We start from the raw sequence: 17,555 nt of genomic DNA on the forward strand, positions 1-17,555 counted from the left end.
ACCGGAAACAGCTCTCAGACGGACTTCTGGTACGCGCGGAAGGTGCGGGTCGAGAGCCAGACCGCCCCGGCGGCCAGCACCAGCAGAGCGCCTCCCCGGCTGAGCACATCGCCCCAGTCGGGGTCGGCCGACAGCGCGGAACGTCCCGCGACCATCGCCCAGTTGACCGGGTTGAAGTCCGCGATCCGCGCCATCCAGGACGGCATCTGCGCCGGGGCCATGAACGCCGAGGAGAGGAACGTCAGCGGCAGCAGCAGGAAGGTGTTGATGCCGATGATCGACTCGCGCTCCCGCACCAGCATGCCCAGGGCGTTGGAGAGCGCCCCGAAGACCGTGCCCAGCAGGATCGAGGCGCCGACCAGGATGACCAGTCCCGTGGCGCCGCCCGGGTAGGCGGCCCCGGCGAGCAGCCCGAGCAGCACGATGATCGCCGACTGGATGGCCGTACTGATGCCGTTCTGCACGACGTTGGCGTTCATCAGGGCGCTGCGGCTGACCGGGGTGGTCAGGAAACGGTTGAGCGTGCCGCGCTCGATCTCCTCCAGCGTGCCCATCCCGGCCCACATGCTGGAGCCGAGCGCGCTCATCACCACGATGCCGGGGATGAGGTAGTCGAGGTACGACGTGGTGCCGAAGCCGCCCAGTTCGACGACCTTCTTGAAGAGGTTGCCGAAGAGGAACAGCCAGATCACCGGCTGGATCAGGGAGATCAGCAGAAAGACCGGCTGCCGCAGGATCGCGATGAGCTGGCGCTGCGTCATGTACCAGGTGTGGCTGAGGACCTCGGTGCTCATCGGGCGCCTCCGGCGGCCTGGGCGGCGGCCAGGACGGGCGCGTCCGCGGCGGCGTCGGCCTCCGCGAAGCGGCGTCCCGCGTACCGCAGGTAGACGTCGTCCAGGGAGGGCCGGGCCACCGTCGCGGCGGCCACGGCCGCCCCGGCACGCTCCAGCGCGGCGAGCAGCACGGGAACCGCGGCGGCGCCGTCGTCGGCGCGGACGCTGACGCGGCGTCCCTCCACCACCGTGTCGTGCACCCCGGGCAGCGCGGCGAGAGCGGCGGCGAGCACCACCCGGTCGCCGTCGTCGCGCAGTTCGAGATGGACGGCGTCGCCGCGCAGTTCGCCCTTGAGCCGGTCGGGGGTGCCCTCGACGACGACCCGGCCCCGGTCGACGATCGCGATGCGCTCGGCGAGCCGGTCGGCCTCCTCCAGGTAGTGCGTGGTGAGCAGGATGGTCAGCCCCTCGTCCCCGGCGAGCCGGCCGATCTCCTCCCACATGGCCGTACGGGCCTCCGGGTCGAGCCCGGTCGTCGGCTCGTCGAGGAAGAGCACCTCGGGCCGGTGGACCAGCCCGAGCGCCACGTCGAGGCGCCGCAGCATGCCGCCCGAGTACCCCCTGACCGGCCGCTTCGCGGCGTCGGACAGGGCGAACCGCTCCAGCAGACCGTCGACGCGGCGCGTCAGTTCCGTCCCCCGAAGGCCGTACAGCCGGCCCTGGAGCACAAGGTTCTCCCGGCCGGTGGCGACGGGGTCGGCGCCGGACTTCTGGGCGACGACCCCGATCGCCCGGCGCACCCGGTCGGGATGGCGCAGCACATCGTGTCCGGCGACGGTGGCGGTGCCGCTGTCGGGGCGGGCGAGGGTGGTGAGGATCTTGACGGTGGTGGACTTGCCGGCGCCGTTGGGGCCGAGCAGGCCGAGGACCGTTCCCGCCTCGACGGTGATGCCCATTCCGTTCAGGGCGGTGACCCCGCCGGGATAGGTCTTGATCAGATCGTGCGCCCGGACGGCGGGCGCGCCGGTACGGGTGACACCGGGACTACCGGTACTCATGGCAGAGCTCTCCTGTGGTGGTCGGGCCTCTCGGGGCTCGCGGGCCTACCAAAGGGGTCGGGGCTGCCGAGAGGGCTCGGTCTCCCGAGCCGGGTCCACGCGTGAGCGCCGGGCTATCCTGGGTGTGCCGCACCTCGATCGCCCGGGCGCCTGCACGGCGGTCCGGTCCAGGGTTGGGGACCCTGGCGGGAGCTGCTGCAACAGCGACCGCCGGGGTCGTTCCGGTTCTTGGGTCCCGCGGTCCGGCTTCCGGGACACTGGAGGCTGTGAGGCGGCTGGGCGGCGAGGTGACTCACCGGGGTTCCCGATCCTGTGTCAACGGTTCCGGGGACGCTCCTCCTCCGTGGCGCCCGACGACGCCTTCTCCTCGCCGGCCGCGGTGTCGATGTCGATGTCGATCCGCAGGCCCTCCAGCCTCTTCCACTCCGCCGGCACCTCTCCGGTCGCGCGCAGGGCACGCCACGCGTCGACGCCGGTCAGGGTCCCGTCGGCGATCTCCCGCAGCAGGCCGCGGATCCACCGGGCCTGGGCCTCCACCATGTGCAGCTGATACTCGGTCTCCACGACGAAGAGCCGCGGCAGTTGCTCGTACAGCTTCGTCAGCGCGCCCCGCAGCGCGGCGGCGTGCACGTCGAGCGCCGCCACCCGCTCGTCGAGAAGCGAGACCACCTCGTCGGGGGTGAGCACGCCGATCAGGGAGAGGGCGGTTTCGAAGAGCGGGAACTCACGGGCGGGGACGGCCACGAGGTCGGCCAGCCACTCCAGCATCTCCTCGTGTCCGGCGGGTGTCAGTCCGTACAGCGTGCGCTCGGGGCGGTTGCCCTGCCGCTGGACGTCGGCCACCTCCACGAATCCGTGCTTCTCCAGGTTCTGGACGACGGTGTAGAGCGAGCCGAAATTGATCTTGACGCTGTGTTCCTTGCCGCGCTGCCGCAGGGTCTGCGCGATCTCGTACGGATGCATGGGGCGCTCCGAGAGCAGCGCCATCACGGCGAGCGCCAGCGGATTGCCGAGCTTGCGCCGCTTGGTCGCCATGGTCACCGCCCCTGCCTCACGCACACATACCCGCGCCACCAGGGGCGGCGCCCATACATACGTTCACGAATACTCGGTGGCGAACATATCGCGACCCCGCCCTCCGGTCAACCGAACACGCGACATATCTCGAATATTAGTGGGTAGGGCAACCAATCCGAGTCCACCCGGGCTCCGAATCCATGCTGGAGTCTGTTCGGACACACGCACATGTGCGCACCTGGAGGAAAGCCGCGTGAAAGAAGCCGTACACATCGGCGGCCCCGCTTCGGCGGGGCCCGATCTTCAGGAATTGCTGGGCCACGTGGCCCGGGGCGACCAGGAGGCGTTCTCCCGGGTGTACGACCAGGTCTGCGGCCCCGTACTGGGCCTGGTACGCAGCGTGCTGCGCGATCCGGCCCAGTCGGAGGAGGTGGCGCAGGAGGTCCTGCTGGAGGTCTGGCGGACGGCGACGCGATATAAGCCGTCCCGCGGCAGCGCCATGACCTGGGTGCTGACCCTCGCGCACCGGCGCGCCGTGGACCGGGTGCGCTCGGCGCAGGCGTCGAGCGACCGGGAGCACCGGGCCGCGCTGCTCGACCGTACGCCCGCCTTCGACGAGGTCACCGAGCAGGTGGAGGCCAGTTTCGAACGCGAACAGGTGCGCCGCTGTCTGCGGACTCTCACCGAACTCCAGCGCCAGTCCGTCACACTGGCGTACTACCAGGGCCTGGCCTACCGGGAAGTCGCCGAGCTGCTCTCGGTCCCGCTGGGCACGGTCAAGACCCGATTGCGCGACGGACTCATCCGGCTGCGCGACTGCTTGGGGGTGAACGCATGACCACCGCGGATCTCCACACGCTGACCGGCGCGTACGCGCTGCACGCCCTGGCCCCGGCGGAGCGCGCCGCGTTCGAGCGTCATCTCGTGGCATGTCACGCCTGCTCCCAGGAGGTACGGGAACTCACGGCGACCGCCGCCCGGCTGGGCCGGGCCGTGGCCGTGGCCCCGCCGCCCGCGCTCAAGGAGCTGGTGCTCCGCCGGATCGCGACCGAGCGCCAGGAACCGCCGACGGTGACCCACCATCAGGCCCGCCCCGGCGGCGGCGCCGGCCGCGGCCGGGCCCTCTCCCGCTTCGCCCTGGCCGCGTGCCTCGCCGCCGTGGCGGGACTCGGCGGGGTCGCGCTCTGGCAGAACCAGGAGGCCCGGGACGCACGGCAGGAGGCGCGGGCGGCGCGGCTGCACTCCGAGGAACTGGCCGCCGTGCTCGCGGCCCCGGACGCGAAGGTCGCCACGGGCGGCCTGACGAACGGCGCGACCGGCAGCGTCATCGTCTCCCGCGACGGCAACCGGGCGGCGTTCGTCGCCGTCGGGATGCCGAAGGCGCCCAGCGGCATGGTCTACGAGCTCTGGTACGACGACGGCGGCACGATGCGCGCCGCGGGTCTGCTGGATCCCACGACCGGCTCCGCCTCCGTACTGATGGAGGGCCCGGTGAACGGGGCATCCGGCATGGGCATCACGCTGGAACCGGCCGGCGGCTCCGAGCAGCCCACCTCCACCCCGCTCGCGCTGATGAACTTCCCGGCGCTCTGAGACCCGGCGCGGGCGGGGCCCCGTCACCCGGCCTGCGCCGGGTTCAGCGGTACTTTTTTTCATTCCTTCGGGTGCAGGACCCATCCGCCTTGCTTCCGGTCCCGAAGGGCAGGTGTGGGCGAAGATCGGAAAGTGCCGGAACCAGAGGCCCGTCAGCGGGGCGGTCCGTCGGCGCGCCTGCCGCACCGCGGCCTGGGCGCGCTCAGCGGGCTGATCGCGGGGTTCTCCGCGCTCGCCGTGGCGGAGCTCGCCGCGGCGGCGGTGCGCCCCGAGGCCGGCCCCCTGACGGCGGTGGGCAGCGCGTTCATCGACCGCACTCCCCCATGGCTGAAGGACTTCGCCGTACGGAACTTCGGCACCGACGACAAGCTGGTGCTCCAGCTCGGGATCCTGGTCGTGCTGGCGCTCCTCGCCATGGCGGTCGGTGTGTTCGCGCTGCGGCACCGGCGGGCGGGGGCCGCGGCGGTTCTGGTCTTCGGTGCGATCGGCGCGGTGGCGGCGGTCGGCCGTCCCGGCGGCGGCCCCGTCGACGCCGTGCCCTCGGTGGTGGGGGCGCTGGTGGCCTGCGGGGTGCTGTACCTGCTGGCCGGCAGACTCGCGCTCCGTCCGTCCCGCGCGGCCGGCGGGACGGACGGCACGTTCGACCGGCGCGGTTTCGTGATCACCGCGACGGCGGCGGCGGTGGCCTCGGCCGGGGCGGGCGCCCTCGGTCTCCGGCTGGGCGCCTCCGGGTCGGCTGGCGCCGTGACCTCGCGCAAGGACGTCGTCCTGCCGCCCCCGGCCTCCCCGGCCCGGCCCGTACCGGCGGGGGCCGACCTCGGGATCCGCGGCCTCAGCCCGTTCACGACGCCCAACAAGGACTTCTACCGGGTGGACACGGCGCTGGTGGTGCCGCAGGTGGATGCCAGGAGCTGGCGGCTGCGGATCCACGGCAAGGGGGTCACCCGGCCGCTCACCGTCGGCTTCGACGACCTGCTCAGGCGCGAACTGATCGAGCGGGACATCACGCTGACCTGTGTGTCCAACGAGGTGGGCGGCCCGTACGTGGGCAACGCCCGCTGGATCGGCGTACGCCTGGCCGACCTGCTGCGCGAGGCCGGGGTACGGCCGCCCTCGCAGGGCGGGCCCGCCGACCAGCTCGTGGCCCGCTCGGTGGACGGCATGACCATCGGCTCCCCGGTCGAGACGGTCATGGACGGCCGGGACGCGTTGCTGGCCGTCGGGATGAACGGCGAGCCGCTCCCCTTCGACCACGGCTTCCCGGTCCGGATGGTGGTGCCGGGGCTGTACGGCTACGTATCGGCCTGCAAGTGGCTCCGGGACCTGGAGCTGACCACGTTCGACGCCTACGACGCCTACTGGGTGAAGCGGAGCTGGTCACAACAGGCGCCGGTCAAGACCGAGTCGCGCATCGACACCCCGCGCCCCTTCGCGAGCCCGAAGCCCGGCACGGTCCCGGTCGCCGGGGTCGCCTGGGCCCAGCACCGGGGCATCGCCCGGGTGGAGGTACGGGTCGACGGCGGCCCCTGGCACCCGGCGCGGCTGGCGGCCCAGGACACCCGGGACACCTGGCGCCAGTGGGTGTGGGAGTGGCCCGCGACCACCGGCAGCCACACCCTTGAGGTCCGCGCCACCGACCAGGACGGCTACACCCAGACGGGCAAGCGCGTCGGCACCGTCCCCGACGGGGCGACGGGCTGGCACTCGGTGGTCGTCTCGGTCACCTGACCGTCCCGGATCCCGTCACCGGGCGATCGCAGAACCCGGCTGCCGGCGCGCCGCCCTCGCCCTCGTCGCCCGGCGGACCTGCCGCGGGCCCGCGCTCCCACGGGAGTACGGGCCCGCGGTGGTCCGGCGTCAGCCGACCGAGCTGTACGCCACCACTCCTCGCCGCACCGCGTCGATCGCCTTGCGGGCGTTCTTCGCGACCGTGCTGTTCTCGTGGGGGGCCGCCGCCGCGATCTGGCCGAGGACGTCGATGACCTGCTTGCACCAGCGTACGAAGTCACCGGCCGGCATCTCCGCCTCGCGCAGCACCTCGTCGAGTCCCTTGCCGGAGGCCCACAGGTGGACCGGCCAGGCGAAGCCCAGGTCCGGCTCACGCTGGCCCACGCCTTCGGTCTGGCTGATCTTCAGGTCCTCCTCCAGTGCGTCGAGCCGGCCCCAGATCCGGACCATCTCGCCCAGCGCGGTCTTCGCGGCGCCCCCGGGGAGCTTCGGCGCCACCGCGTCGTCGGCCTGCCGTGCCTCGAAGACCAGGGCCGAGACACAGGCGGCCAGCTCGGCCGGGGAGAGTCCCTCCCACACCCGGTCCCGCAGGCATTCGCTCGCGAGGAGGTCCAGCTCGCCGTAGAGCCTGGCCAGCCGCTTGCCGTGCTGGGTGACCTCGTTGCCGCGGAGATAGTCGAGCTCGGTCAGAAGCGCGACGATCCGGTCGAAGGTGCGGGCGATGGTGTTCGTCCGCCCCTCGATCCTGCGCTCCAGCTGGCGGGTGTCCCGCTGCAGCCGGTGGTAGCGCTCGGCCCAGCGGGCGTGGTCCTCGCGCTCGTCGCAGCCATGACAGGGGTGGGCGCGCAGCGCCGTGCGGAGCCGGGAGATCTCCCGGTCGTCGGCGGCCGCCGCCCGCTGCTTGCGGTGCCGCTCGGGAACGATGTGCCCGGCCTTCGTGCGCAGCGCGGACGCCAGATCGCGGCGCGACTGCGGTGAGCGCGCGTTGAACGACTTGGGGATCCGCATCCGCTCCAGCGCCTCCACGGCCACCGGGAAGTCCATCGCACCCAGCCGCTTGACCTGCCGCTCGGCGGTGAGGACGAGCGGACGGGGGCCCTCCTGGTAGTCGAAGCCGCGGTGGCCGTTGGCCCGTCCCGCGGGCAGCCCCGGCTCCAGCACGAGCGCGAGGCCGGCGAACTTGCCCGTCGGCACATGGATCACGTCGCCCGGCTTGAGCCGCTCCAGCGAGGAGGCCGCGGCGGCCCTGCGCTGTGCCGCGCCCTGCTTGGCCAGCTCCGTCTCGCGGTCCTTGAGGTCGCGGCGCATCCGCGCGTACTCCTCGAAGTCCCCGAGGTGGCAGGTCATGCCCGCCCGGTACCCGTCGAGGCCCTCCTCGTTGCGCTGGACCTGCCGGGAGATCCCGACGACCGACCGGTCGGCCTGGAACTGGGCGAAGGAGGTCTCCAGCAGCTCACGCGAGCGGTGCCGGCCGAACTGCTGCACGAGGTTGACGGCCATGTTGTACGAGGGGCGGAAGCTGGAGCGCAGCGGATACGTACGGGTCCCGGCGAGCCCGGCGAGCGCGCCCGGGTCCATGCCGCGCTGCCAGAGCACCACGGCGTGGCCCTCGACGTCGATGCCCCGGCGCCCGGCCCGCCCGGTGAGCTGGGTGTACTCGCCGGGGGTGATGTCGGCGTGCTGCTCGCCGTTCCACTTGACGAGCTTCTCCAGGACCACGGACCTGGCCGGCATGTTGATGCCGAGGGCCAGGGTCTCCGTCGCGAAGACCGCCTTGACCAGACCGCGGACGAACAGCTCCTCCACGATCTCCTTGAAGGTGGGCAGCATGCCCGCGTGGTGCGCGGCGATGCCCCGCTCCAGGCCCTCCAGGAACTCGTAGTAGCCGAGGACGTGCAGGTCCTCGCCGGGGATGGCGGCCGTACGCTCCTCGACGATCTCCCGGACCCGGCGGCGCGCCTCGTCGGTGTTGAGCCGCAGGCCGGCGTACAGGCACTGCTGGACGGCGGCCTCGCAGCCGGCCCGGCTGAAGATGAAGGTGATCGCGGGGAGCAGCCCCTCGGCGTCCAGCCGCTCGATGACCTCGGGCCGGCCCGGTGTCCAGATGCGGCTGCGCTGGCGGCGCTCGCGCTCCCGGTCCGCCTCGCGGACCATCTTGCCGCGCCGGCGGTCGCGGGGGTTGTACGTGCGCTGGTTCTCCATCCGGGCCAGCCGGACGAGGTCCGGGCTGACCTCGCGCTTGGCGACGCCCCGGCCGCCGTGGTCGGTCTCCTCCTCGAAGAGGTCGTACATCCGGCGGCCGGCCATCACGTGCTGCCACAGCGGCACGGGCCGCTGCTCGGAGACGATCACTTCGGTGTCGCCCCGGACGGTGTCCAGCCAGTCACCGAACTCCTCGGCGTTGGACACGGTCGCCGAGAGCGAGACCAGGGTGACCGAGGCGGGGAGGTGGATGATCACCTCTTCCCAGACGGCGCCGCGGAACCGGTCGGAGAGGTAGTGGACCTCGTCCATCACCACATAGCCGAGCCCGAGGAGTGCCTGGGAGTTCGCGTAGAGCATGTTGCGCAGGACCTCGGTGGTCATGACGACCACCGGCGCGTCCGCGTTCACGCTGTTGTCACCGGTGAGCAGGCCGACCTTGTCGGCGCCGTACCGCTTCGCGAGGTCGGCGTACTTCTGGTTGGAGAGCGCCTTGATCGGGGTCGTGTAGAAGCATTTGCGGCCCTCGGCCAGGGCGAGGTGCACAGCGAACTCGCCGACGATCGTCTTGCCGGAGCCGGTGGGGGCCGCGACGAGCACGCCCTTCCCGGCTTCCAGGGCCTGGCAGGCTTCGGTCTGGAAGGGGTCCAGACCGAATTCGTACATCTCGCGGAAGGGCGCGAGCGCCGTGGCCCGGTCGGCGGCGCGGATCCGGGCAGCGGCGTAGCGCTCGGCAGGTGAGAGGTCCTCTGTCATCTTGCGGTCGAGCCTACCCGCCACCTCTGACAGTCAGCCCGATCTTTAATCGTCCTTGGGCGGCACCGCCCCGTCGTGGGGCGGCACCGCTCCGTCGGCACCGGTCAGGTGATGTCGTCGTACCCGTTCACCCGGTTGTTCCGGTTGCCGTCCGACTGCTCCGGGAGCGCGCGCCGCGTCGACACGGATTCGATCTCACCGATGTCGGACGGCGTCAGGTCCAGGTCCGACGCCTCGTCGTCGCCGGGTCCGTCCTCCTCGCGCAGCTTCTTGCGGCGGTCGTTGATCAGCGAGATCCCCGTGGCGAAGAAGTACAGCACCCAGATCGGCACGGCCAGGGCGAGCATGCTGAGCGGGTCGGTGCTCGGGGTGGCGACCGCCGCGAAGATCGTGATGCCCAGGATCATGCCGCGCCACCAGCCGAGCATCCGCTTGCCGCTGATCACTCCGCCGAGGTTGAGCATCACGAGGAGGAGTGGCAGTTCGAAGGCGAGGCCGAAGACGACCACCATGCGGGTGATCAGGTCGAGCAGATCGTCGAGCGGGAGCTGGTTGTCCAGGTCGGCGGGCGAGAACTCAAGAAGGACCCTCGCCATGGTGGGCAGCGTCTTGTACGCGAAGAAGCCACCCATCAGGAAGAGCGGGAAGCCCGCGGCGACGAAGCCGAGGGAGTACTTCTTCTCGTTCTTGTGGAGCCCCGGCGCGATGAACGCCCAGAGCTGGTAGAGCCAGACCGGCGAGGAGAGCACGACACCGGCCATCAGGGAGACCTTGAGGGCGAGGGTGAAGGGCGTGATCAGGCCGTTGAGGACGATCCGCGCGCAGGTGCCGTCCTCCCGCTGCGCGAGGTCGGCGAAGCTCGCGGAGCACCCGACGGACTTCAGCACCGGGTTCGTGAAGAACTCGATGATCTCCTTGTAGGAGAAAGCCGCGACGATGGTCACGATGACGATCCCGATGAGCGCCTTGACGAGCCGGTTACGCAGCTCGCGCAGATGCTCGACCAGAGGCATCCGCCCCTCGGGGTCCGTCTCCTTCTTGCGGGCGGACTTCAGCAACCCACGTCCTCATCTCGTGCGGGGGCCGCCCCTCGTGGCAGTGCCCTAGATCCAGACGGCAGGCCCTGGGGCCCAGGTGGTGTCAGCGCTTGGTCGAGTCCGTCGGCTCGTTCACCGGGCGCGCGCTCGTCACGTCGCCGGGGGAAGCCTGGATCGTGCGCGGCACGGTCTGGTCCTGCGGGGCGTCGTTCGGCGGATCGGCCGGGGCGGTCTGCTGTCCCTCGGACTTCATCGCCTTGGCCTCGCTCTTGAGGATGCGGGCCGACTTGCCCAGCGAACGCGCCATGTCGGGAAGCTTCTTCGCGCCGAACAGGAGGACGACGACGACGAGGATGAGAATGATCTCGGGGGCACCGATCTTTCCGAACAGCATAAGTCTTTACCTTCTCACCGAGGCGGCACGGAACGGGCCTGCGTGGATAGGCCGGACTTGTGTCCGACAAGTTGCCCAGCGATCGTAACGCGCGGGGGTGAACACAGAGCAATCCCCGCGCGTACTTCCAGCACGCGGCCCGTGCCTCGCTGCCCGGGCCACGTGGTGCAGCGTACCTCTCCGGAACCGCCCTGAGCAGGGGGCGTGTGGGCGAGGCCCCGTCGCCGGACTCCGCCTACCGCAGTGCGTCACCGGTGGCGGCGAGCCGGGTCGCGGCCCGCTCCAGGTCCTCGGCGGCGAGGTTGATCCGCTCCGTGGTGGCGGCGACCTGGCGGCCGAGCCGCTGGGCTTCGAGGAAGACCCGGACGGCCAGGACGCCGAGGACGGCGATCCCGAGGAACCCCAGGGCGACGGCGATCATGGGCCAGAGCATGTGATCAGACCGTCCCGGGGAGTTCCTGGAGCGTGGAGTGCAGACGCATCGTCCGTACCCCGCCGCCCGTGAGGAGTTCGACGATGCGTTCACCGGCGGGCTTGCGGACCGGGGCCTCGCACTCGGGGCAGACGAAGGAGTAGAACGTGGTGCGCCGGCTGGCCCCGATCGCCAGGCGCAGCGCGCCCGCCGACAGTTCGAAGGCGGCACGGCACTCGGGGCAGGCCGCCCTGAAGAGGACCGGGACCACCGTCGAAAAACCAGACGGCCCAGACATTGCCGACATATTTCCGTTTCTCCTTGTCCTCGCTGTCCCTGTTGACGCCTTCACCGTGTTTGCCGTCGGCCCGGCACTCTCGCCCGTTCGGTCACCGGCCGGGCGGGGCTCAGTCGTGGATGTCGTACGCGGCCAGCGCCTCGGCCGCGGCCCGCCGCGCGCTGTCCGCCAGCTCCGGCGGAGAGACGATCCGCCCGTCACCGCCGAGCCGGAGCGCGAGCCGCCGCAGCGAGGCGGGCACCGGGGTCCGCAGGGTGATGCGCAGTCCGCCGTCGGGCAGTTCCTCCGCGCTGTCGTGCGGGTAGTACTCGGCGACCCACCGGCCGCCGGGGCCCACCTCGACGATCACCTCGGGGTCCTCGGCCGACGGCTGTACGAGCCCCTCGGAGAGGTCCCGCAGCTCCAGCTCGGGCGGCGCGGCCGGGGCGTCGAGCAGCCGGATCTCGGCCACCCGGTCGAGCCGGAACGTACGCCGCGCCTCGGAGAGCCGGCACCAGGCCTCCATGTAGGTGTGGCCCACGGCGAAGAGCCGGATCGGGTCGACCTCGCGCTCCGTCAGCTCGTCACGGGCCGGCGAGTAGTAGCGCAGCCACAGCCGGCGCCGCTCGGAGATGGCCCGGTCGACCTCCGCGAAGACCCCGCCCTCGGACTCGAAGGTCACCGAGAGCCGGGAGCTGGCGCCCGCCGCCTCACCGGCCGCGGCCTCCAGCTTGGCGGTGGCGCGCAGCAGCGCCTGCCGGTCGCCCTCGCGCAGCCCCGGCAGAGTGGCGACCGCACGGGCCGCGACGAGCAGCGCGGTCGCCTCGTCGGCGGCGAGCCGCAGCGGCTCGGCGACATCGTCCGGGTTGTGCCACCAGATGCGGTCGCCGTCGGTGTCGATGTCCAGCAGGTCCCCGCCGCGGAAGCTCGTCCCGCACATGGGCAGGACGTCGAGGTCGGAGATCAGCTCGTCCTCGCTGATCCCGAACGCGCGGGCCACGTCCCCGACATGGGCGCCGGGGCGCTCCCGCAGGTAGGTCACCAGCGAGAGCATCCGCCGGGTCTGGTCGATCGCGTTGGCTGCCACGGTGTGTCCCCCTCAGTCCTTGGCCACGGCGCGCAGCCGGTCCAGGACGTCGGCCCGCAGATCCGCGGGCTCCAGTACGACCACGTCCGGGCCGAACTCCACCAGCCAGGCGTCCAGGCCGTGTCCGTACGGGATCTCCAGCTCGTCCCAGCCGTCGGCCAGCCGCCGGGTGGCCAGTGCCCGGGAGCGCAGCGGGTAGCCGCACCCGGCGCGCAGTCTGATCAGCGCGGAGCGGGTCGCGGTCTCCCCCGCCCAGCTCTCCACGGTCTCGCGGACGGTCACCGCGTCGGGTACGGGCGCGGTGAAGGTGCCGACGCGCGAGCGGACCCGGCCGGTGATCCGGGAGAGCCGGAAGACGCGCTCGGCGCCGCGGTCGCGGTCCCAGCCGGCCAGGTACCAGTGGCCGCGCCAGCACTCCAGCGTCCAGGGCTCGACCTGGCGCTGTTCGGCACGGGCGGCGTTGGCCTTGCGGTAGTCGAAGGAGACGGGGCGCCGGTCGCGGCAGGCGAGCATCAGCGGCTCGAAGGCGGCCTCGTGGACGGGGATACGGGGTTCGAGGGCGCCGTGGTGGGCCTCGTAGCTGTCCTCGGCCTCGGGCATCCCGGCGGCGCGCAGCTTCTGGAGGGCGCCGCTCGCCGCTCCGGCGAGGCGCGCCTGCTGCCAGACCTTGGCGGCGAGCCCGAGGGCCGCGGCCTCCTCGGCGTCGAGGGTGATGGGAGGCAGCCGGTTGCTGTCGCGGCGGGCCAGGTAGCCGGTCTCGCCGTCGAGGTTCTCCACCGTCTCGATGACCAGGCCGAGTTCGCGGAGGTCGTCCTTGTCCCGCTCGAACATCCGGTTGAAGGCGTCGTCGCTGCCTGCTTCCAGGTACGCCTCGATGGAGCCGCGCAGCTCGCGCTTGCTGAGCGGCCGCCGGGTCCCGAGCAGACACAGCGCCAGATTCATCAGCCGCTCGGCCTTGGCAATGGCCATCGACGCCTCGCACCCCTCGTTGATCGTGCCGCCTCCGCCCGCTGACCGTACCGTCCCGGGGTGTCGCGGCAAAGCCGAGGGTCCGTGCCGTACGGCACGGACCCTCGGTGGTACGCCTCGGAACGGACGTCAGACGGAGACGAGGTCGCAGACGAAGATCAGCGTCTCGCCCGGGCCGATGCGGCCACCCGCGCCGCGGTCACCGTACGCGAGGTGCGGCGGGATGGTGAGCTGACGGCGTCCGCCGACCTTCATGCCCTGCACACCCTGGTCCCAGCCGGCGATGACCTGACCGGCACCGAGCGTGAACGGAAGCGGAGCGCCGCGGTTCCAGGAGGAGTCGAACTCCTCACCGGTGGAGAAGGCCACACCGACGTAGTGGACCTGGACGTTGGCGCCCGGCGCCGCGACCGGCCCGTCACCCTCCCAGATGTCCTTGATCTCCAGGTCGGCCGGCGGCTCGCCGCCCGGGAAGTCGATCTCGGGCTTCTCGATGCTCACGTGAAACTGCTCCTCAAAATGATGAACGGTGCAACCGGGACAGTCTTACACCTTCGCGAGGATGTCCACGGCGAAGACCAGGGTGGAGTTCTTCGGGATCCCCTGCTGCTCCTGGTCCCCGAACGCCTCGGCCGGCGGGATGACGATCAGGACCCTGCTGCCCACCTTCTTGCCGACGATGCCCGTCTTGAGGCCCTTCAGCGTGAGCTGCGGCAGCGGGAAGGTCGTGGTGCGACCGGTCTTGTACGTGCTGTCGAACTGCTTGGCGTCCTTCCAGAGGTACGCCGAGTAGTTGAGCACGACGGTGTCGCTGTCCTTGACGGTCTCGCCGTCGCTCTCCAGCACGTATTCGGAGACGAGCTTCTGCGGCGGGTCGGTCCCCTTCGGGATGGTGACCTTCGGCTCCTTGCCGTCGTCGTTGGTGCCGACCTGCGGCAGCGCCTTGTCGTCCTGCGGGACCGCGGTGCCCTTGGCGGAGGCGGGGACCTTGGTGGCCTTCAGGATGTCGACGACGAAGACCAGCGTGGAGTTGGGCTTGATGTCGCCCTGGCCCTGGGCTCCGTAGCCCAGCTCCGGGGGGATCCCCAACTCGACGCGGCTGCCGACCTTCTGGCCTTCGAGGCCCTGGTCCCAGCCCTTGATGACCATGCCGGCGCCGAGGGTCAGGTCGAACGGCTGCTTCCGGTCGAAGCTGTTGTCGAAGGGCTTGGTCGAGTCCCAGCTCTGGCCCAGGTAGTTGACCTGGATCGCGTCGCCCTTCTCGACCTTCGCGCCGTCGCCTTCGCTGAGGACGTCGACCGTGAGCTTCTTCGGCGGGTCCCCCTCCCCCTTGTCGAGGGTCGGCTTCTCCCCGAACTTGGCGCCCTCGCTGACGGCGGGGAGCCCGTTCTTGGACGAGGTGGATTCGGAGCCTCCGTCGCCACCGCAGGCCACTGTGGACAGCAGCAGCAAGGGGACGACGATCAGGCCGGCAAGTCGGCGCACGTGTTCCTCAGATCTCAGACGGCACAGTAGCTGCCCACTGTAGGGCGTGACAGGGGCCCCGTACGCGCTACGTACGGGGCCCTGGCCGCATTCCACCTATGCGTGTCAGCTACCGGTTGACTTGGGTCCTCACATACCGGCGATGAGCTTTTCCACCCGTTCGTCCACCGAACGGAACGGGTCTTTGCAGAGCACCGTGCGCTGTGCCTGGTCATTGAGCTTGAGATGGACCCAGTCGACCGTGAAGTCCCTGCGCTGCTCCTGTGCGCGGCGGATGAAATCGCCGCGCAGCCGGGCCCTGGTGGTCTGCGGAGGCACCGACTTGCCTTCGAAGATCTTCATGTCGTTGCAGATCCGGGCGGCCTGGCCCTTCTTCTCCAGCAGGTAATAGAGCCCGCGGCGACGGTGGATGTCGTGGTAGGCGAGGTCTATCTGCGCGACCCGGGGGTGCGACATGGTCATGTTGTGCTTGGCCCGGTACCGCTCGATGAGCTGGTACTTCATGACCCAGTCGATCTCCGTGGAGATCCGGTCGAGGTCCTCGGCCTCGATCGCGTCGAGCGTACGGCCCCACAGTTCGAGGACCTGTTCCACGGTGCCGGTGCGGATGCCGCGGCGGTCCACGAAGTCCACGGCCTTCTCGTAGTACTCCCGCTGGACCTCCAGGGCGGAGGCCTCCCGGCCGCTCGCCAGGCGCACCTTGCGCTGGCCGGTGAGGTCGTGACTGACCTCGCGGATCGCCCTGATCGGGTTCTCCAGGGTGAGGTCGCGCATCACCGTGCCCGCCTCGATCATGCGCAGGACGAGATCGGTGGCGCCGACCTTGAGCAGCATGGTCGTCTCGGACATGTTGGAGTCGCCGACGATGACGTGGAGCCTGCGGTAGCGCTCCGCGTCGGCGTGCGGCTCGTCCCGGGTGTTGATGATCGGACGGGAGCGGGTCGTCGCGGAGCTGACGCCCTCCCAGATGTGCTCCGCGCGCTGGCTGACGCAGTAGACGGCGCCCCGGGGGGTCTGGAGCACCTTGCCCGCGCCGCACAGGAGCTGCCGGGTGACGAGGAAGGGGATGAGAATGTCCGCGAGCCGGGAGAACTCCCCGTGGCGGGCGACGAGGTAATTCTCGTGGCAACCGTAGGAGTTTCCCGCCGAGTCGGTGTTGTTCTTGAAGAGATAGACGTCGCCCGCGATTCCCTCCTCGTGCAGGCGGCGTTCGGCGTCGACGAGCAGGCCCTCGAGAATGCGCTCGCCGGCCTTGTCGTGCGTGACCAGCTCGGTCACGTTGTCGCATTCGGGTGTCGCGTATTCCGGATGCGATCCCACGTCGAGGTAGAGGCGGGCGCCGTTCCGCAGGAAGACATTGCTGCTGCGGCCCCATGACACAACACGGCGGAAGAGGTAGCGCGCCACTTCGTCAGGTGACAGTCGGCGCTGTCCCCTGAACGTGCACGTGACGCCGTACTCGTTCTCCAGCCCGAAAATGCGGCGGTCCATGTCTGAACATTACGCCTGATGACCTGAGCTGAAACCGGGTTCGACCGCACCGCTCGGATCATTTTCCGTCCGTACGGTCTCCTCGGGCGCACCGCCGGGAACTGCGAGGACCCGCCCTGTGGCCAGCAGCACCAGCAGCGCGCCGGCGCCGGCGGCCCCCGCCACCCCGAAGCTCGCGGACGTACCGCCGATCTCGACGACCGGGCCCGCCGCGGCCGTTCCGAGCGCGGCGCCGACGCCGAAGGTCGTCACGAGCCAGGAGAACGCCTCGGTGACGGTGCCGCGCGGCGCGTGCCGGTCCACGACGACGAAGGCGCAGGCGAGCGCGGGCGCGAGGAAGACACCGGCGAGGGCGGCGAGCGCGGTCATCGCGAGGATGCCCGGGGTGAGCATCAGCGGCAGGTAGCAGAGGGCCAGCAGCGCGGTGATGGAGAGCAGCCGGCGTTCGGGGGTGTTGGTCCACCGCCGGGCGCCGTACGCGAGTCCGCCCACCAGCGCGCCCAGGCTCAGGGCGGCCATCAGCCAGCCGTAGACGGACTCGCGGCCCTGGTCGTCGGCGTACGCGACCCCCGCGACCGTGATGGAGCCGAGGGCCATCCCGATGAAGAGGAACGCGCCCAGCAGGGCGAGCAGTCCCGGTGAGCGCAGGGCGCCGAGCCAGTGCGCCTCGCGGGGCACGGAGCGCCAGGCGCGGGAGGGCGCGGACAGGACGACGGAGAGCGCACCGAGCACCCCGATCGCGTTGATGACGAGCAGCGCGACGGCCGGGGACCAGAGCGCGACCAGCAGGGTGACGAGCAGCGGGCCGACCGTGAACATGACCTCCTGGGCGACCGCGTCCATCGCGTACGCCCGGTGCACCCGCTCGTCGCCGCCCAGGACGCTGGGCCACAGCGCCCGCAGCCCGCCCTCCAGGGGCGGGGTGAACAGCCCGGCGACCGCCACGGCGGTGTACGCGAGGACCGGGCCGTCACTGATGTCCGCGACGACGAGCAGCACGGCGCCCAGGGCCGACACGAGGGCGGCGGGGAGCTGGACCCGGGGCTGGCCGTGGAGGTCGATGGCGCGGCCGAGCAGCGGCTGCCCCACGGCGTTGCCGATGCCGTACACCGCCGCGAGGGCTCCGGCGAGGCTGTAGCTGCCGCCGCCCGCCCGGACGAGCAGGACGATGGCGATGGGGGCCGTGGCGTTCGGCAGCCGCCCCACGAGCGTGCCGGTGAGCAGCCGCGCGGCGTGCGGTGCCCTGATGATGTCTGCGTACCCGGTGACTCCTGCG

At 71.2% G+C, this 17,555-nt stretch carries 17 protein-coding genes; 3 read left to right on the forward strand and 14 right to left on the reverse strand.

All coding sequences use genetic code 11. The annotated features are described in order from the left end of the window. Positions 1 to 14: 14 nt before the first annotated feature. The 3 genes from AB0P17_RS38925 to AB0P17_RS38935 all read right to left on the reverse strand — a co-directional run bounded on the left by AB0P17_RS38925 (position 15) and on the right by AB0P17_RS38935 (position 2,866). Positions 15 to 794 carry an ABC transporter permease gene (locus AB0P17_RS38925; protein ID WP_365819023.1) on the reverse strand — a complete coding sequence of 260 codons (780 nt, stop codon included), beginning with the start codon at positions 792 to 794 and terminating at the stop codon, positions 15 to 17. Further along, positions 791 to 1,831 carry an ATP-binding cassette domain-containing protein gene (locus AB0P17_RS38930; protein WP_365819025.1) on the reverse strand — a complete coding sequence of 347 codons (1,041 nt, stop codon included), beginning with the start codon at positions 1,829 to 1,831 and terminating at the stop codon, positions 791 to 793. The genes AB0P17_RS38925 and AB0P17_RS38930 overlap by 4 nt, the downstream gene beginning before the upstream one ends. A gap of 315 nt (positions 1,832 to 2,146) precedes the next feature. Next, positions 2,147 to 2,866 (reverse strand): PadR family transcriptional regulator, encoded by a 720-nt coding sequence (locus tag AB0P17_RS38935; RefSeq protein WP_365819027.1) that lies wholly within the window; start codon positions 2,864 to 2,866, stop codon positions 2,147 to 2,149. Positions 2,867 to 3,101: 235 nt separating this feature from the next. Here AB0P17_RS38935 and AB0P17_RS38940 point away from each other — a divergent pair, with 235 nt between their 5' ends. The 3 genes from AB0P17_RS38940 to AB0P17_RS38950 all read left to right on the forward strand — a co-directional run bounded on the left by AB0P17_RS38940 (position 3,102) and on the right by AB0P17_RS38950 (position 6,169). Beyond that, positions 3,102 to 3,686 (forward strand): sigma-70 family RNA polymerase sigma factor, encoded by a 585-nt coding sequence (locus AB0P17_RS38940; RefSeq protein ID WP_365819029.1) that lies wholly within the window; start codon positions 3,102 to 3,104, stop codon positions 3,684 to 3,686. Beyond that, entirely contained in the window at positions 3,683 to 4,441 is a 759-nt protein-coding gene (locus AB0P17_RS38945) for an anti-sigma factor (RefSeq protein WP_365819031.1), read from the forward strand. The genes AB0P17_RS38940 and AB0P17_RS38945 overlap by 4 nt, the downstream gene beginning before the upstream one ends. A gap of 210 nt (positions 4,442 to 4,651) precedes the next feature. After that, on the forward strand, positions 4,652 to 6,169 hold the full coding sequence (locus AB0P17_RS38950; protein ID WP_365819059.1) for a molybdopterin-dependent oxidoreductase: 1,518 nt from the start codon (positions 4,652 to 4,654) through the stop codon (positions 6,167 to 6,169). Positions 6,170 to 6,298: 129 nt separating this feature from the next. On the opposite strand, the gene AB0P17_RS38955 is transcribed toward AB0P17_RS38950, so the two are convergent. The 11 genes from AB0P17_RS38955 to AB0P17_RS39005 form a co-directional block, all read right to left on the reverse strand. Continuing rightward, positions 6,299 to 9,127, reverse strand: coding sequence for a DEAD/DEAH box helicase (locus AB0P17_RS38955; RefSeq protein WP_365819033.1), 2,829 nt, complete (start codon positions 9,125 to 9,127; stop codon positions 6,299 to 6,301). A 104-nt stretch (positions 9,128 to 9,231) separates the two neighbouring features. After that, positions 9,232 to 10,185 (reverse strand): twin-arginine translocase subunit TatC, encoded by a 954-nt coding sequence (gene tatC / locus AB0P17_RS38960; RefSeq protein WP_365819035.1) that lies wholly within the window; start codon positions 10,183 to 10,185, stop codon positions 9,232 to 9,234. A gap of 82 nt (positions 10,186 to 10,267) precedes the next feature. Beyond that, positions 10,268 to 10,555: a Sec-independent protein translocase subunit TatA gene (gene tatA / locus AB0P17_RS38965; protein ID WP_365819061.1), complete on the reverse strand. Its 288-nt coding sequence runs from the start codon at positions 10,553 to 10,555 to the stop codon at positions 10,268 to 10,270. A gap of 238 nt (positions 10,556 to 10,793) precedes the next feature. Then, positions 10,794 to 10,991 carry a hypothetical protein gene (locus tag AB0P17_RS38970; protein ID WP_365819037.1) on the reverse strand — a complete coding sequence of 66 codons (198 nt, stop codon included), beginning with the start codon at positions 10,989 to 10,991 and terminating at the stop codon, positions 10,794 to 10,796. Positions 10,992 to 10,995: 4 nt separating this feature from the next. Continuing rightward, positions 10,996 to 11,277, reverse strand: a complete 282-nt coding sequence (locus AB0P17_RS38975) for a hypothetical protein (RefSeq protein WP_365819039.1) — start codon at positions 11,275 to 11,277, stop codon at positions 10,996 to 10,998. A gap of 100 nt (positions 11,278 to 11,377) precedes the next feature. Next, complete coding sequence (locus tag AB0P17_RS38980; RefSeq protein WP_365819041.1) at positions 11,378 to 12,334, reverse strand: WYL domain-containing protein; 957 nt, start codon at positions 12,332 to 12,334, stop codon at positions 11,378 to 11,380. 12 nt (positions 12,335 to 12,346) lie between these two features. After that, positions 12,347 to 13,303, reverse strand: a complete 957-nt coding sequence (locus AB0P17_RS38985; RefSeq protein ID WP_365819043.1) for a WYL domain-containing protein — start codon at positions 13,301 to 13,303, stop codon at positions 12,347 to 12,349. Between the two features lie 129 nt (positions 13,304 to 13,432). Then, positions 13,433 to 13,804 (reverse strand): FKBP-type peptidyl-prolyl cis-trans isomerase, encoded by a 372-nt coding sequence (locus tag AB0P17_RS38990; protein WP_365819045.1) that lies wholly within the window; start codon positions 13,802 to 13,804, stop codon positions 13,433 to 13,435. A 45-nt stretch (positions 13,805 to 13,849) separates the two neighbouring features. Then, positions 13,850 to 14,788, reverse strand: coding sequence for an FKBP-type peptidyl-prolyl cis-trans isomerase (locus AB0P17_RS38995; RefSeq protein ID WP_365819047.1), 939 nt, complete (start codon positions 14,786 to 14,788; stop codon positions 13,850 to 13,852). A 129-nt stretch (positions 14,789 to 14,917) separates the two neighbouring features. Further along, positions 14,918 to 16,279 (reverse strand): Pup--protein ligase, encoded by a 1,362-nt coding sequence (gene pafA, locus AB0P17_RS39000; protein WP_365819049.1) that lies wholly within the window; start codon positions 16,277 to 16,279, stop codon positions 14,918 to 14,920. Between the two features lie 9 nt (positions 16,280 to 16,288). Then, a complete protein-coding gene (locus tag AB0P17_RS39005) occupies positions 16,289 to 17,530 on the reverse strand; it encodes an MFS transporter (RefSeq protein ID WP_365819063.1) in 1,242 nt (413 codons plus the stop codon). Positions 17,531 to 17,555 lie beyond the last annotated feature (25 nt).

This window comes from Streptomyces sp. NPDC088124 (assembly GCF_040685895.1).
Lineage (GTDB): Bacteria > Actinomycetota > Actinomycetes > Streptomycetales > Streptomycetaceae > Streptomyces.